Raw genomic sequence first — 15,402 nt, 5'->3', positions numbered from 1 at the left:
GGTGTGTTGTGGATCTGTAATGTCGGAAAAATCTTCAGGGTTTCAAAAAGTGTGATTTGCAAGGATATGCAGTCATCGCAACAACTTGATGTTGTGATCAATTCGGCTTTGAATGGTACGCAGGGTTTCCTGAGTGATCACGCCAGGATAACGATCATTTGCCACAGTCGAGAATTGGCTGGATACGTCGCAAAAGCGCTCAATGATAACTCCTGCCTCATAGGCACCAACCTCCGCTTCTTCTGCCAGTCCAAGCATGGCCTTTCGGTCGATTTCCAGCGCTTCGCCCATCACATCCATCTGGTGATACCCACCCGGCCCCTCGCAAAAGGTCACATCGTAGGCCGGGGCTAGTTTCCAATCGCCAGCTCGCGACATGGTGTAGGCAAAGTTCTTGGGATGATCATCCCGGTTGTGGAACGCGACGTTGAAAACAGCACGCTCGAACGCCCGTGCTTTTTCACGTACATCATTGGTACATCTTTGGGTGGCGCGCAGGAAGTTGACATAGTCCAATGCCCCAGGAGAGCGAAAATCTGCACCGGTAAAGGCTGCGAGACTCTGCATGGGGACGCGTAGTCCGTCCTGTCGATCAAACCGTCTGCTGGCGAAGGCAGCCATTCCGTCTGACAGACTGAAGTATTGCGTGTCTGGTGTTTGAATGCCGCAGAGGCGCAAGCACTCGGCATAAACCATTTCGATAGCGCACACTTCGGGGTGTTCGTGCTGGGCCGGGAATTTCACCAGCCATGCTTCAAAAGCCGGAGTGGCGGCAGTGGTGAACGTCCCGGTATCAGGATCGCGATAGACCAGAGCTTTTGGTCTGGCACCTTGCGGAGATCCTCCCACCAGCAACAACTTCTGAAGAAGCTCACCCCCTTCACCTTTGAGCACTTGTTGCACTTCGGCTGCAAGCAATTCAATGGGAACATGCATCTGCGGTTCTAGCACCTCAGGCGCCACAGGCTTGAACGACATGGCGCCCATGGCATTGTTGCCAATGTAGGCCAGTCGCTCCAAGGGGCCGATGCGTGCGGGATTCAGGCCGCGACGTTTGAATAGACGATCCATCAGCAGCATGCCCCAACCGTCGGGCAGCGAGTCATAGACGGGGCCTGGCAATCCCAACTGATGTTGCGGGAAATCCCGGCTTAATTTTGCGCCTTGTAAAGGAAGTTTCAGGGACGAAAGTTCGAGTCCTCTTTTTTTCGCTTCGTCGCTGTACTCAAACACCACCAGCGGACGGCCGGTCAGCGCTGCGGTGGAAGCCAGTGTGCCCCACCGCCAATGGTCACCCCAACCCTCGTAGTAGACGTCTACTTTCTCAAGCATTGTCGGATTTCCTTTTGATGCGGTAACGCTTGGCACTGTTTTCGTAGCGCAGGATGTCGTCCAGAGTTTCAAGCTTTGGCAAGAACAGGTTTTCGAGTTCCTTGCTGCGTCCAAGTACCATGGCGACGCGCACCAGATTTTCGAAGCCCACATTACGCCCGGCCTCAAGATTGGATACCGTGTTGGTTCCGATGCCGGCACGTGCGGCCACATCTGCTTGTGTCATCTCCAGAGCGAGTCGATCAGTGCGCAGGCGTTCACAGATCCGCTTGACGATCTCACTTGGCTTGCTAAGGCTCAAATCCAACATAATGGGTCTTACACCTCAAAAGCTACTTTAAACCCGGTAATTCTGGATTTATCCAGGAATTTGTCATCCATGCGTTATTCCTGTTTATTGTGGCTTATCTTTTAAAAATCGCAATAACCCACAGAAAAATGGAATTATTCAAATTTGGTTGAGGAGAGGTCCGAGTCAGGAGAATCATCATTCATGGTGCCTTCCCACAAAATCCCGGACACAAAAAAACCGGCCCTGTAGGCCGGTTTTTTCTGTTCCTGCATCCCCCGTCATGACACAACGTGAGACCTGATTGAGTGGAGCGGGTAGAGGGAATCGAACCCTCAACTAAAGCTTGGGAAGCTTTCGTTTTGCCACTAAACTATACCCGCTCAGAGCGGCTGACTTTGTACCAGAGTCGGGCGCAGATTTGAAGTTTTTCTTTTGCTCGCAGCGCGTTACAGCATTGAAAACGGTCATCCGCGGGCGAATCTGCAGGACAGTCCATGCTGGTTTTTCAGCCCCACAGACTCGCACGCGCCGACGCTTTTTCAAATGGCCAATGCATGGTGATCCTGGACGAACGAGTAGCGCGTTCGGCTCGACTGTTGTGACGGTTTCAGGAAACCGAGCAGGGCGTTCTGGCTATCGCGGCACGCAGCCTTGTGCTCCATGTCGAGGAAGTGGCCGGTGGCCTGCAGCGTGGTGAAGGTGCTGTGCGCCACATGGTTGCCGAATATCCGGGCGTCTTCGGCGGCGGTGTATTCATCCCATTCGCCGTTGAGGAACAGCACCGGCACGTTGATCTTCTTCGCGGCATTCAAATAGCACTGACGATCGCTGTGCAGTACGTCATTGATGTGGAAGTGCATCTGCCCGTATTCGTGCTCGGCCAGGCTGCTGACGTGGCGATAGTTGAAGCGCTTGAACAGTGACGGCAGGTGTTTGCCGATAGTGCTGTTGACCAGGTGCCCGACGCGGTCGCCGTCACGCTGGCCGAGGTAATCGACACCGCGCTCAAGGTAATCAAGCATGTGTGCGTTGATCACCGGCGAGAACGAGCTGATCACGGCTTTCTCGATACGCCGCGGCTGGTGGGACAGGGCAACCAGAGTCGCCGCACCACCCCAGGAAAACGACAGCACGTGTTCGGCGCCGAAATGGTCGATCAACTCCAGCAAGATCAGCCCTTCGACTTCCTTGGTCAGATGTTTCTCGTGACGGTTGTGGATTTTCGACTTGCCCGCGTAGGGTTGGTCGTAGCAAACCACGTTGAATTGCGGGTGCAGGTTTTTCACAGTCTGTGCAAACGACGCAGTCGTGGCCATCGAGCCGTTGACCAGGATGATGGTCTTTTCTGCGGCGTCTGCGCGATAGAACTCCGTGTAAACCCGATACTGACCCTGTATATCCAGCACAGCGATTTCTGGCCTCATGTCATAAGACTCCTGGCAAGCAAGCGGGTATGCGCGCAAATAGAGATTGCACGAGCTTTGTGACAGGTAGGCATACGCCTGGAATGTGCTTGGCCCATGTCGATCCATGACTGCGGTCGACGGGTGTTGTTATTGGCGGGCAGTCTGCCGGCTGAGGCGCAACCCAAGGGCTGACGACCGGCAAAAAGTTTCTTGGAAGTATGTTGTGACTCATCGGTCACAATTTGGCCGACGTCCTGATTCAAGCAGTGGGAGCGGGATCGCGCAAGTGCCGTTGGTAAATTGTTCGACAACTTCTGCTGAGCGGTCGCCGGCTTAGAACAAATGGATCTCTTCGGTGCGCAAAGCGCGGTACTCGCCCGGTTTTAGCGCGTTATCCAGCGACAGCGGGCCCATGGATTCGCGGTGCAGGCGCAAGACTTTGTTGTTGAAGTGACCAAACATGCGCTTCACCTGATGGTAGCGACCCTCGATGATACTCAGGCGCGCCACTCGCGGGCCGAGCACTTCGAGTCGCGCCGGTTGCGTGGTCAGGTTTTCGAAAGCGAAGTAGATGCCCTCGGCAAACGTGAGGGCGTATTGCGGCCCGATCTGCTGTTCGGTCTCGACGTAATAGACCTTCGGCAGTTTGGTCTGCGGTTGGGTCAGGCGTCGCGACCAGCTGCCATCGTTGGTGATCAGCATCAGCCCGGTGGTGTTGAAGTCGAGGCGCCCGGCGATGTGCAGGTCGTCCTTGTCCGGCTCATCGATCAGATCGAGCACGGTCGGGTGTTGCGGATCGCGGGTGGCGCTGACGCAGCCGGGCGGTTTGTGCAGCATGAAGTAGCGCGCCGGTTTGCCGAGTTGCAGGACTTCTTCGTCGACTTCGACGCGGCTGAACTCCAGCACTTCGCTGTGCGGGTCGCTGACGACTTTTCCGTCGATCCGCACACGCTTTTCCACCAGCAACAGGCGAACCTGCTGACGGTTATAGCGGGGCAGGTTGCTGAGAAAACGGTCGACGCGCATGGTCAGGAATCGGCGGAAAAAAGGGTCGCGCATCTTACGGGATTGGCCGAGCCGCTGCTTGCAGTTGCGCTTCGACCTGAGCGCAGCGCGGGCATAGGCAGGATTTGTCGCGCAGCGCCGCTGGCAGCGCCTCGAGGACTGCCGGATCAATGCTCACGCCGTAGCACCAGCAGGCTCGGTCAGCGTTGCGCGGGTCGGCAAGGCTGCAGTCGTTGCGGGCGCCGCAGGCCGGGCAGAGGTCGGGTTTAGTGTCGGAATCAGGCATAAGTCGGGTGAGGCATTTCCACGCAGGTGCGGTTACGGCCGGTTTGCTTGGCCCGTTGCATCGCATGATCGGCCCGGGACGGTAGCCTGTGCAAGCTCGCAGGCCAACTGTGGGAGCAAACCTGCTACCACAGAGGATTTTCAGTGTGACTGACGCCGCTGATCTGAAGCCTTTCCGCGCCCGGCACTCGCCCCGGACCTGACAGTCAAAAACTGTGTCGGCTGCGCTGTCCTGCTGCGGTCGTGGGTCTTTCAGGAGGCCGTCATGGGTAATTCAAAACTGTTGCGCCGGGTGCTGTTGGGAGCGGTGCTCGGCCTGGGTCTGTCCGGTTGTTATTACTACGCCGGGCCTTACGACGCTTACCCCGCCACTTACTACTACCCCGGCTATTATTCGCCGTATTACTACGGCGGTTATTACGGACCGCGCTACTACGGTGGCGGGCATTATTACTATGGCGGCTACGGTTATCGCGGTGGTTATGGACGCGGTTATCACGGCGGCGGTTATCACGGCGGGCACCACTGATCGGCGGTTGAATGAAAGTGTTTTCCAAATGAACAGGATTTCATCAATCACATGTTTCAACTTGTTACGAAAGCGCACCAGATTCGGAAAACGCTGTCAGATGTTTCGTCAGTCACCGAATAAACGACTGATGCCTGCCAGCGTCGCTGGTGCGGCTACCCGCGGTCCAGGAGGCCGCCATGTATCGACGAATTCTTCTACTTGCTGCGATGATGTTTTCCGTTGCCGGTTGCGCTCCCTACTCCTACGCAGACAGTTATTACAGCTCAGAGGTCTACACCTCACCCGCTCCGGCGTACTACAACACTGGCGGCACCTATTACAGCGGTGGCAGCACCTACTACTCGGCCCCGCGCTACTACCAGGCGGCCCCGCGTTACTACCAACCGGCTCCGCGTTATTACTCGGCGCCACGTTACTACCAACCAGCGCCGCGCTACTACGAGAGCCGCCGCTGGCACGACAATGATCGTGGCCGTTGGGACGGTCACCGTGGTGGGGGTTGGGATCGTGACCGTGGCGGCCGTGACCATCACGGTAACCGCGGTGACCACGGCGGGCGAGGCGGTCGCTGGTAATCATCCGCAAACAAAAAAGCGGCGCATTGAGCGCCGCTTTTTTGTGCCTGCGATTTGCCGGGCAATCAGTAAACCGTCAAATCGGCCAACGGATGCCGACCTTCCCAGACCTTGTGAAAATGCGCCTCGACCACCGCCTCCGGGACGTTATTGATGTCCGGCCAATGCCAGTGCGGTTTCTGATCCTTGTCTATCAATCGTGCGCGCACGCCTTCGCTGAATTCCGGGTGCCGGCAGCAATTGAGGCTCAGGGTGTATTCCATCTGAAACACTTCGGCCAGCGACAGGTAGCGAGCGCGGAGGATCTGTTCCCAGACCAGATGCGCGGTCAGCGGCGAGCCTTCGCTCAGGGTGTTCGCGGCGCGGGCGATCAGCGGGTCGCTGCTGTCGCGTTGCAGGCTGATGGCTTTCCAGGCGCAGGTGACGTCGCTGACGTCGAGCAGTTCGTCGATCTGCTGACGGCGCGGCAACCACTGCGCTTCGGGCATCTGCCCCACGGCTTCCTGTTGCAGGGCCTTGAACAGACTGTTGAGCTGCATGTCGGTCTGTTCCTGCCAATTCAGTTGCAGCAGGCCTTCGATCAGTTGCGGTTGCTGTTCTTCAAGCAGGAAGCGATCGGCCAGATCCAGATCGATGGCATCGCGCCCGTTCATGTGCGCGCCGGTCAGGCCAAGAAACAGACCGAGCTTGCCCGGCAACCGTGACAGAAACCAGCTGGCGCCCACGTCCGGGTACAGACCAATGGTGATCTCCGGCATCGCCAGGCGACTGCTCGGCGTGACAATTCGGGTGCTCGCGCCTTGCAACAGGCCCATGCCGCCGCCGAGCACGTAACCGTGGCCCCAGCAGATCAGCGGTTTGGGGTAGGTGTGCAGGTTGTAGTCCAGGCGATACTCGGCGGCGAAAAACTGTGCGGCCAGTGGCGGGACTTCGCCGGGGTGGGCGCGGCAGGCTTCCACCAGACTGCGCACCTCGCCGCCGGCGCAGAACGCCTTGGCACCGTTGCCGCGCAGCAGCACGCAGACGATTTGTGAATCCTTGGCCCAGGCGTTCAGTTTGTCGCTCAGGGCGTTGATCATCGGCAAGGACAGCGCGTTGAGCGACTTTTCAGCATCCAGGCTGGCGATCCCGAGGCGAGCGCCGTCGGTGCCGGTGAGTTCTTCGAAGTGCAGATTCATCGTGACCTCGATCGGGAATTTGAGCGTTCAGTATGATCGCTGTGTGGGAAAGTGCCGGATCTGCGTCAGATCAATTGACAAGCGTGGTCGGCTTTCCTAGGGTTCGCCCCATTGTTTTTGCCGGGTATGACCATGACTGCTGACGACCGTATCAAACTCGAACCGAGCTGGAAGGAGGCACTGCGTGCTGAGTTCGACCAGCCTTACATGGCAGAGTTGCGCACTTTTCTGCAGCAGGAGCGGGCGGCCGGCAAGGAAATCTACCCGCCGGGACCGCTGATTTTCAACGCGCTGAATTCGACGCCGCTGGATAAAGTCAAAGTGGTGATCCTCGGCCAGGACCCGTACCACGGCCCGGGCCAGGCCCACGGCTTGTGCTTTTCGGTGCAACCGGGCGTGCCGGCGCCGCCGTCGCTGGTCAACATCTACAAAGAGCTGAAACGCGACCTGAACATCGACATCCCCAACCACGGTTACCTGCAGAGCTGGGCCGATCAGGGTGTGTTGATGCTCAACACCACCATGACCGTCGAGCGCGCCAATGCCAACGCGCACAAGGACAAGGGCTGGCAGTTCTTCACCGACCGGATCATCGAACTGGTCAGCGAACGCCAGCCGCACCTGGTGTTCATGCTGTGGGGGGCGCATGCGCAGAGCAAGCAGAAGCTGATCGATGCGACCAAGCACCTGGTGCTGACCTCGGTGCATCCGTCGCCGTTGTCGGCTTATCGTGGATTTTTGGGGTGCGGACATTTCAGCCGGACCAACAAGTTTCTTGAGCAGAACGGTGAAGCGCCGATCGAGTGGCGGTTGCCGCCGATTTGACTGGCTGAGTAAATCTGTGGCGAGGGAGCTTGCTCCCGCTCGGCTGCGCAGCAGCCGCAAAACCTGTGATTTCGGTGTGCCAGAAGCACCCGATTCAAGGATCTCGGGTCTGCTGCGCAGCCCAGCGGGAGCAAGCTCCCTCGCCACAGTGACTCGGTGTTACTCGGGATTACGGTTCCAGTACTTGAACAACGGTTCCGCCAGAAACAGCACGAACAGCAAGCGCATCACCTGCATCGCCGTCACCAGCGGCACCGACAGTTGCAGGGTCTCCGCCGTCAGACTCATCTCGGCAATCCCCCCGGGCATCATGCCCAACGTCAGCGAGCGCAAATCCAGATGGGTCAGCGCGCTCAAGCCCAACGCCGCCAATGTGGCGATCAACATGGTCAGCGCCGTGCCGATCAATGTCCTGCCCATGAATGACGGTGCGCGGCGGAAGAACTGTCGATTGAAGTGACAGCCCAGCCCGCTGCCGATCAGCCACTGGCCGATCTGGCTGCCACCGTCCGGCAGACCGATGTGCAGATCCCAGGCAATGCTCACCGTAGCACTGACCAGCAACGGGCCGAACAACCACGGATTGGGTTGACGCAAACGCTGCCAGAGCCAGGCGAGCAGGGCGCCCGCAGGAAACAGAATCGCCAGCCAGCGCCAATCGACGTTGCCAGCGTGGGAAATCGGCGTGCCGTCGCCCAGCAGATACTTGAACGCGGCCGGCACGCACAGCACCACCACCAGCACCCGCAGACTCTGCCCCGCCGCGACATGGCTGAGCAGCGCGCCATTGCGTGCGCCGAGGTTGACCATCTCCCCGGAGCCGCCGGGCATGCTTGAGAAAAACGCCGTGGCGCGATCCTCGCCGGTGCGGCGCATCAACCACACGCCGACCACTGCCGACAGGCTGGTGACCAGCGCACCGAAGAAGATCAAACCGAAATGACTCAGCACCTGCTCCATCACCAGCGGGGTGAAGTGCAGGCCGATGCCGATGCCGACAATCCATTGGCCGCATTTGCGCCCGCCGGGGATTTCCGTGAGTTGCCACGGAGTGAGGCAGCGCACGAGGATGATCGCCAGCAACGAGCCGACCATCCACGGCAGCGGCCAGCCGATCTGGCTGGCGATAAAACCGCCAAGCAGACCGACCAGCGGGGTCGCCCACCAGCTTCTGAGGGAGGAGCGATCAGACATCGGCGATGGCGCGTTGCGCAGCCGAACGTTTACGCCAGATACGCAGCAGCGGCAGCAGCAACATGATCGCGGTCAGGATCCACACACCGAAAGTGATCGGGCTCGACCAGAGGATTTCCAGCGCACCGTTGGAGATCGACAGCGCACGACGCAGGTTCTGCTCCATCAGCCCGCCGAGAATGAAGCCCAGCAGTACTGGCGACAGCGGGAAATCCAGCTTGCGCAGGATGTAGCCGAAGATACCGATGCCGACCATCAGGAACAGGTCGAACGTGGTCGCATGCACGGCGTAGACGCCGATCCCGGTGATGATCGCGATCACCGGCACCAGTGCCCAGTTCGGCACGGCGAGGATGCGGGTGAAGATGCGGATCATCGGGATGTTGAGGATCACCAGCATGATGTTGGCGATGAACAGCGAAGCGATCAGGCCCCAGACGATATCCGGTTGCTGTTGGAACAACAGCGGCCCCGGGGTGATGTTGTACAGCGACAGGGCGCCGATCATCACCGCTGTGGTGCCGGAACCGGGTACACCGAGGGTCAGCATCGGCACCAGCGCGCCGCAGGCCGACGCGCCGATCGCGGTTTCCGGAGCGGCGAGGCCACGGGCGTCACCCTGACCGAATTTGCCGCCAGTACCGGCGATGCGTTTTTCGGTCATGTAGGCCACGGCACTGGCCAGCGTCGCGCCGGCACCCGGCAACACGCCCATGATGAAACCCAGCAGGCCGCAACGGATGTTCACCACGAACACCGACGCCGCTTCCTTGAAGTTGAACATCATGCGCCCGGTGGCCTTCACCGCTTCCTGGCCGCGATGGGTTTTTTCCAGGAGCAGAAGGATTTCGCTCACCGAGAACAGACCCAGCACCAACACCACGAACTGGATGCCGTCGGTCAGGTGAATGTTGTCGCCGGTGAAGCGATAAACACCGCTGTTGGCGTCGATGCCGACGGTCGACAGGAACAGGCCGATCAGCGCCGCAATAAAGGTCTTCAGCGGACGATCACCGGCCATGCCGCCGAGACAGACAATCGCGAACACCATCAACACGAAGTATTCCGCCGGGCCGAAGGCAATCGCCCATTTCGCCAGCAACGGGGCGAACAGCACCATGCCGCAAGTGGCGATGAACGCACCGATGAACGAGCTCCACGCCGACAGCGACAGGGCGACACCGGCCAGACCTTGACGCGCCATCGGATAGCCGTCGAGGGTGGTCATCACGGTGGAGGCTTCGCCCGGAATGTTCAGCAGGATCGAGCTGATCCGCCCGCCGTATTCGCAACCCAGATACACCGCCGCCAGCAGAATCAGCGCCGACTCCGGTGGCAGGCCGAGGGCGAAGGCGATCGGGATCAGCAGGGCCACGCCATTGATCGGGCCCAGGCCCGGCAACAGCCCGACCACGGTGCCGATCAGCGTGCCGGTCAGGGCCGTGACCAGGTTGTACGGACTCAGCGCGACGCCGAAGCCCTGACCCAAATAACCGAGAGTATCCATATCAGTTCTCCAGAACGTCGAGCAGGCCCAGCGGCAGTGGAACGTCCATCAGACGGTCGAACAGCAGGTACAGACCGATGGCCATCAACGTTGTCACCACAATGCTCGGCAGCCAGCGACCGCCATACAGGCGCGCCATCGGGATGCCGATCAGGATGCTGCTGAGGATGAAGCCCAGCGGTTCGAACAGACCGGCGAAGACCAGCAGCAACAGCACGCAGATGCCGATCTTGGTCAGGGTTTGGCGATCCAGTGGCGGCTCGTCTTCACTGTGTTTGATCGGTGCCGGGCGGAACACCATGTACAGCAGCGCCACGCCCATCAGGCCGAGCATGAGCAGAGGAAAGGCGCGCGGGCCCACCGGTTCATAAGAAAAAGCCGCTTGATACGGCCACGCCATCAGGGCCAGGCCGACGCAGGCCAGCAATAGCACCGAGGCGAAAATGCGTTGTAAGAGCATGGGAAACTCCTGTGCCGAGGCCTCGATGCGCGAGGCCGCAGCCGCTAGACAGAGACGATCACTGAATCAGGCCGAACTCTTTGGCCAGCACTTTGTAGTCCGCGACCTGCTTCTTCACGTAGGTGTCCAGCTCCGGGCCGGTCATGGCGAACGGGAACAGTTCACGCTGATCGCGCAGCTTGGCGAACTCTTCCGAGGCCAGCAGTTTGTCGAAGGCGTCTTTCCACCAGGCGTAGTCTTCGTCGCTGACTTTTGGCCCGAGGTAGAAACCACGCACCACCGGCCAGACGATGTCGTAGCCTTGCTCACGAGCCGTCGGGATGTCTTTCATTTCCGGCTCGTCGATGCGCTTGTCGGCGAACACCGCGAGCAGACGCATGTCGCCGCTCTGGATGTGCGGCATGGAGTCGGAAATGTCGGTGCTGCCGACCTGGATATGACCGCCGAGCAGTGCAGTAGCGATTTCGCCGCCACCTTCGAGCGCGACGTAACGCAGGTCACGCGGGTTGATCCCGGCAGCCTTGGCGATCAGTGCGGTCTGCATCCAGTCCTGGCTGCCGACGGTGCCGCCGGAGCCGATGACCACGGAGCTCGGATCTTTCTTCAGGGCTTTGACCAGATCGTCCAGGGTCTTGTAAGGCGAGTCGCTTTTCACCGCGATGGCGCCGTAACTGGTGCCGACGGCGGCCAGCCAGCGCACATTGGTTTCATCAAAACGACCGAACTTGCCCTGCGCCAGGTTCAGCAACGAACCGCTGGACCACGCCACCAGCGTGCCGGCATCGGCCGGACGCTGGGCGACGACCGCGTTGTACGCCACCGCGCCGACACCGCCGGGCATGTAGGTCACGCGCATCGGTTTGGTCAGCAGTTTTTCATTGACCAGCGCACTCTGCGCCAGTTTGCAGGTCAGGTCGAAACCACCGCCGGGGGAGGCCGGGGCGATGCATTCCGGACGTTTCGGTTCGGCCATCAGCTGGCCGGCGAACAGCATGACGCCAGCGGCCAGAGCAACTTTACGCAGTGACAAATTCATTGGTTTCTCCACAGTCTTGTTGTTGTAGGGCTTTTTGTAGGAGCTGCCGCAGGCTGCGATCTTTTGATCTTCAACACTCCGGCATTTCAATCAATTACCAAAGAGCAACGCTATAGCTCACCAGCAACCGCACTTCATCCGCATCGCGAGCCGAGTAGTTGGAACGGTAAGTGGCATTACGCAAACGCAGCGCAACGTCCTTCAGGGCGCCGCTTTGTACTACATATTTGATCTCGGTGTTGCGCTCCCACTCTTTGCCTTCTTCACCGTTCTTGAGCTTGATGTTGTCACCGCTCAGGTAACGGCTCATGAACGACAGGCCGGGGATGCCGAGGCGGGCGAAGTCGAAGTCGTAGCGCGCTTGCCACGAGCGTTCTTCGGCGCCGGCGAAGTCGTTGATCTGCACGAAGTTGACCAGGTACGGGTCGCTGCCATCGACATACGGGAAGGCGCTGTCGCCGGACATGTGCTGATAACCGGCGGTGAACTTGTGGCCGCTCAGGGCGTAGCTGACCAGACCGTTGAGCGAGCGATTATCGATCTCGCCACCCCGGGCCGCGCCCTGATCGTCACTGACGGCAAAGCGCAGGTCGGTGGCGAAGGTGCCCGGTCCCATTGGCCGCGAGGCAACGAGGCCGAAGAAGTGCTGGTTGTAGACTTCATCGAGCTGGGCGAAGTGGTAGCTGCCGGTGATCTTGTCGGTGAACTTGTAGTCCACGCCGGCAAAGTCGAAATGCTTGCCAGCCGCAGTGCCGGCAAAACGGCTGTTCTTGTTGTTGAGGGCAATGTCCTCGAAATCGGTGCTGTCGCGATCCTTGGCTTTCTCCAGACGCCCGCCGGTGAAGGTCAGGTTCTTGATCTCTTTGGAGGTCAGCAAGCCGCCTTCAAAGGTCTGCGGCAGGATGCGCCCGTCATTCGGTTTGAGGATCGGCAGTTCGGGAATCAGGCTGCCGATTTTCAGTTCGGTGGCGGAGATTTTCACTTTGCCGGTCAGGCCGACTTTCGAGTATTCGTTCGCCGCGCGCCCGTCATCGTGGGTCGGCAGCAGGCCGGTGCCGGTACGATCCGGGCTCGAATCAAGTTTGACGCCCAACATGCCTAGCGCATCGACACCGAACCCCACGGTGCCGTCGGTGTAACCCGATTGCAGGTTGAGCATGAAACCCTGCGCCCATTCATCACGCTTGCTTTGCTGGGCACTGGTGCCGTCGCGAAAGTCGCGGTTGAAGTACATGTTGCGGGTTTCGAAGGTGGCGGAACTGTCTTTGATGAAGTCGGCGTAGCTCAGCGGCGAAAAACCGGCGAGGGCAGCGGTGCTGGCGAGGGTGGCGTGGCGCAAACGAGAAGGACGAACAGGCGTAGAAGCCTTGGTCTGCAAGGACGGCATGCGGGTGTACTCCGTTTATTGTTCTTATTGGTCGAAAACGCTTCGAGGCGTTTTTCGTAGCGCTGTGTGGCAGCAGCGACGGCAGTCGAAACTGTCCGTGACCGGACTCTAACGGGCTAACCTTTCACTAACCTTTCAGCTGGATTTCGCGGGTTTCGGGCTTCACAGCGGCGGTTGCGGCTGTAAACTCCGCGGCAAAGAGTGGCGTCGGCCATCCCTGAATGAGGTAGAGATCCATGCGTGTTCTGCTCGTCGAAGACCATTTGCAACTGGCCGAAAGCGTCGCCCAGGCGCTCAAGAGCACCGGTCTGACCGTGGACGTGTTGCACGATGGCGTGGCCGCCGACCTGGCGCTGGGCAGCGAGGAATATGCGATGGCAATCCTCGACGTCGGCCTGCCGCGCATGGACGGATTCGAGGTGCTGGCGCGCCTGCGGGCACGCGGCAAGAACCTGCCGGTGTTGATGCTGACGGCGCGCAGCGATGTGAAGGACCGCGTACACGGCTTGAATCTCGGCGCCGACGATTACCTGGCCAAACCGTTCGAACTGACCGAGCTCGAAGCACGGGTCAAAGCCCTGCTGCGGCGCAGTGTGCTCGGTGGCGAGCGTCAGCAGCGCTGCGGCGTACTGGCCTACGATCTCGACACCCGGCGCTTCAGCCTCGGCGAAGAACTGCTCACGTTGACCTCTCGCGAACAAGCCGTGCTCGAAGCGTTGATCGCCCGCCCGGGACGGGTGATGAGCAAGGAGCAACTGGCGGCTCAGGTGTTCGGCCTCGACGAAGAAGCCAGCCCCGATGCCATCGAAATCTACGTGCATCGCCTGCGCAAGAAACTCGACGGCCAACCGGTGGCGATCGTGACCTTCCGTGGTCTTGGTTACCTGCTGGAAAGCCGCGATGCATAAGCCCAGCAGCCTGCGCTGGCGGTTGCTGTGGAACCTCGCGCTGCTGCTGGTGGTATTGATGCTCGCCAGTGGTTTGAGCGCGTACTGGAACGGGCGCGAAGCCGCTGACACGGCCTACGACCGAACCCTGCTGGCCTCGGCGCGAACCATCGCCGCCGGCCTGTCGCAGCGCGACGGTACGCTCAGCGCCGACGTGCCCTACGTGGCGCTGGACACCTTCGCTTACGACAGCGCCGGGCGGATTTACTACCAGGTCAACGACATCCACCAGAAGCTGATTTCCGGCTACGAAAACCTGCCCGGGCCGCCACCCGGTACGCCGAGAACCGACGATTATCCAGCGCTCGCGCGCTTCTATAACGCGACCTATCGCGGGCAGAACGTGCGCGTGGTCAGCCTGCTCAAAGCGGTCACCGAACCGAACATGAACGGCATGGCGGAAATCCGTGTCGCCGAAACCGATGAGGCGCGAGTCAGCATGGCCCGCAGTCTGGCGGCCGATACGCTGCTGCGTCTGGGCATGCTCGCGATCGGCGCCTTGTTGCTGGTGTGGTTTGCGGTGAGTGCCGCGCTGCGCCCGCTGGAGCGTTTGCGCACGGCGGTGGAGGAGCGTCAGCCCGATGATTTGCGGCCACTGCCGCTGGTGGAAGTACAGCGTGAATTGTGGCCGCTGGTGCGCGCGCTCAATCACTTCACTGAACGTTTGCGCGGGCAGTTCGAGCGGCAGGCACAGTTCATCGCCGATGCTGCACACGAGTTGCGCACGCCACTGGCGGCGTTGAAGGCGCGGCTGGAGTTGGGGCTGCGTTCCAGTGAACCGGAAACCTGGCGCACAACTCTGGAATCTTCTGCGCAAAGCACCGACCGCCTGACCCATCTGGCCAATCAACTGCTGTCGCTTGCGCGGGTGGAAAACGGTGCCCGGGCGATAGCCGAGGGCGGCGCGCAGTTGCTCGATCTGAGTCAGTTGGCCCGCGAGCTGGGCATGGCCATGGCGCCCTTGGCCCATGCGCGCGGGGTCGCGCTAGCGCTGGAGGCCGATGAGCCAGTGTGGCTGCGCGGTGAACCGACGTTGCTCAATGAACTGCTGAGCAATCTGGTGGACAACGCACTGGCGCACACGCCACCGGGCGGCAACGTGATTCTGCGGGTCGCGGCGCCGGCGGTGCTTGAGGTTGAAGATGACGGGCCGGGGATTCCGCTGGAAGAGCGTGATCGGGTATTCGAGCGCTTCTACCGGCGTAATCAGCAGGTCGCGGGCTCAGGGCTGGGGCTGGCGATTGTCGGAGAGATCTGCCGGGCGCATCTGGCGCAGATCACCTTGCATGATGGTGAGCAGGCCGGCTTGAAGGTTCGGGTGAGTTTTATTGCCGGATAGCAGCCGAGAGGGCTGTTGTGGCGAGGGAGCTTGCTCCCGCTCGGCTGCCCAGCAGTCGTGATGAGTGCAAGGTTTGCCTGATGAAGGGAGCCGCCTGGTTTA

At 60.2% G+C, this 15,402-nt stretch carries 16 protein-coding genes and 1 tRNA gene; 5 read left to right on the top strand and 12 right to left on the bottom strand.

All coding sequences use genetic code 11. The annotated features are described in order from the left end of the window. Window positions 1-72 precede the first annotated feature (72 nt). The 6 genes from ACIP8I_RS05800 to ACIP8I_RS05775 form a co-directional block, all read right to left on the bottom strand. Window positions 73-1,332 (bottom strand): type II toxin-antitoxin system HipA family toxin, encoded by a 1,260-nt coding sequence (locus ACIP8I_RS05800; protein WP_400759412.1) that lies wholly within the window; start codon window positions 1,330-1,332, stop codon window positions 73-75. Next, on the bottom strand, window positions 1,325-1,642 hold the full coding sequence (locus ACIP8I_RS05795; protein WP_003222513.1) for a helix-turn-helix domain-containing protein: 318 nt from the start codon (window positions 1,640-1,642) through the stop codon (window positions 1,325-1,327). The genes ACIP8I_RS05800 and ACIP8I_RS05795 overlap by 8 nt, the downstream gene beginning before the upstream one ends. Before the next feature lie 288 nt (window positions 1,643-1,930). Continuing rightward, a tRNA-Gly gene (locus ACIP8I_RS05790) sits at window positions 1,931-2,004 on the bottom strand. A gap of 159 nt (window positions 2,005-2,163) precedes the next feature. Then, window positions 2,164-3,048: an alpha/beta fold hydrolase gene (locus ACIP8I_RS05785; RefSeq protein WP_400759410.1), complete on the bottom strand. Its 885-nt coding sequence runs from the start codon at window positions 3,046-3,048 to the stop codon at window positions 2,164-2,166. A gap of 315 nt (window positions 3,049-3,363) precedes the next feature. Further along, window positions 3,364-4,056, bottom strand: a complete 693-nt coding sequence (locus tag ACIP8I_RS05780) for a pseudouridine synthase (RefSeq protein WP_400759408.1) — start codon at window positions 4,054-4,056, stop codon at window positions 3,364-3,366. Between the two features lie 34 nt (window positions 4,057-4,090). Further along, the gene (locus ACIP8I_RS05775; protein ID WP_400759406.1) at window positions 4,091-4,321 is read right to left on the bottom strand and encodes a cysteine-rich CWC family protein; all 231 of its coding nucleotides are present in this window, start codon (window positions 4,319-4,321) and stop codon (window positions 4,091-4,093) included. Window positions 4,322-4,585: 264 nt separating this feature from the next. Between ACIP8I_RS05775 and ACIP8I_RS05770 the strand changes: the two genes are divergently transcribed. Together ACIP8I_RS05770 and ACIP8I_RS05765 are read left to right on the top strand one after the other, a co-directional pair. Beyond that, complete coding sequence (locus ACIP8I_RS05770) at window positions 4,586-4,849, top strand: hypothetical protein (RefSeq protein WP_400759405.1); 264 nt, start codon at window positions 4,586-4,588, stop codon at window positions 4,847-4,849. Between the two features lie 179 nt (window positions 4,850-5,028). Continuing rightward, window positions 5,029-5,427, top strand: a complete 399-nt coding sequence (locus ACIP8I_RS05765; protein ID WP_007963255.1) for a hypothetical protein — start codon at window positions 5,029-5,031, stop codon at window positions 5,425-5,427. Between the two features lie 65 nt (window positions 5,428-5,492). Here ACIP8I_RS05765 and ACIP8I_RS05760 read toward each other — a convergent pair whose 3' ends face one another. Next, window positions 5,493-6,605, bottom strand: coding sequence for an enoyl-CoA hydratase/isomerase family protein (locus tag ACIP8I_RS05760; RefSeq protein ID WP_400759403.1), 1,113 nt, complete (start codon window positions 6,603-6,605; stop codon window positions 5,493-5,495). A 132-nt stretch (window positions 6,606-6,737) separates the two neighbouring features. On the opposite strand from ACIP8I_RS05760, the gene ung reads away from it, so the two are divergent. Continuing rightward, the gene (ung, locus tag ACIP8I_RS05755; RefSeq protein ID WP_096796634.1) at window positions 6,738-7,430 is read left to right on the top strand and encodes a uracil-DNA glycosylase; all 693 of its coding nucleotides are present in this window, start codon (window positions 6,738-6,740) and stop codon (window positions 7,428-7,430) included. Between the two features lie 159 nt (window positions 7,431-7,589). Here the strand turns inward: ung and ACIP8I_RS05750 are convergent, their stop codons facing one another. From ACIP8I_RS05750 to ACIP8I_RS05730, 5 genes are all read right to left on the bottom strand, one after another. Next, complete coding sequence (locus tag ACIP8I_RS05750; RefSeq protein WP_400759400.1) at window positions 7,590-8,624, bottom strand: AbrB family transcriptional regulator; 1,035 nt, start codon at window positions 8,622-8,624, stop codon at window positions 7,590-7,592. After that, window positions 8,617-10,131 carry a tripartite tricarboxylate transporter permease gene (locus ACIP8I_RS05745; protein ID WP_007963259.1) on the bottom strand — a complete coding sequence of 505 codons (1,515 nt, stop codon included), beginning with the start codon at window positions 10,129-10,131 and terminating at the stop codon, window positions 8,617-8,619. Before ACIP8I_RS05745 ends, ACIP8I_RS05750 begins: the two co-directional genes overlap by 8 nt. Before the next feature lies 1 nt (window position 10,132). Beyond that, entirely contained in the window at window positions 10,133-10,591 is a 459-nt protein-coding gene (locus ACIP8I_RS05740) for a tripartite tricarboxylate transporter TctB family protein (RefSeq protein ID WP_103519697.1), read from the bottom strand. 58 nt (window positions 10,592-10,649) lie between these two features. Continuing rightward, window positions 10,650-11,627, bottom strand: coding sequence for a tripartite tricarboxylate transporter substrate binding protein (locus tag ACIP8I_RS05735; RefSeq protein WP_115988033.1), 978 nt, complete (start codon window positions 11,625-11,627; stop codon window positions 10,650-10,652). A 94-nt stretch (window positions 11,628-11,721) separates the two neighbouring features. After that, complete coding sequence (locus ACIP8I_RS05730; protein WP_400759398.1) at window positions 11,722-13,014, bottom strand: OprD family porin; 1,293 nt, start codon at window positions 13,012-13,014, stop codon at window positions 11,722-11,724. A 236-nt stretch (window positions 13,015-13,250) separates the two neighbouring features. Here ACIP8I_RS05730 and ACIP8I_RS05725 point away from each other — a divergent pair, with 236 nt between their 5' ends. Both ACIP8I_RS05725 and ACIP8I_RS05720 read left to right on the top strand, forming a co-directional pair. Beyond that, on the top strand, window positions 13,251-13,922 hold the full coding sequence (locus ACIP8I_RS05725; protein ID WP_003222545.1) for a response regulator: 672 nt from the start codon (window positions 13,251-13,253) through the stop codon (window positions 13,920-13,922). Beyond that, window positions 13,915-15,300, top strand: a complete 1,386-nt coding sequence (locus tag ACIP8I_RS05720; RefSeq protein ID WP_400759396.1) for a sensor histidine kinase — start codon at window positions 13,915-13,917, stop codon at window positions 15,298-15,300. The genes ACIP8I_RS05725 and ACIP8I_RS05720 overlap by 8 nt, the downstream gene beginning before the upstream one ends. The last annotated feature ends 102 nt before the right edge of the window (window positions 15,301-15,402 follow it).

The sequence above is a fragment of the Pseudomonas sp. NPDC088414 genome (assembly GCF_044753325.1).
GTDB lineage: Bacteria > Pseudomonadota > Gammaproteobacteria > Pseudomonadales > Pseudomonadaceae > Aquipseudomonas.
This window is presented reverse-complemented; position numbering and strand designations above follow the sequence as displayed.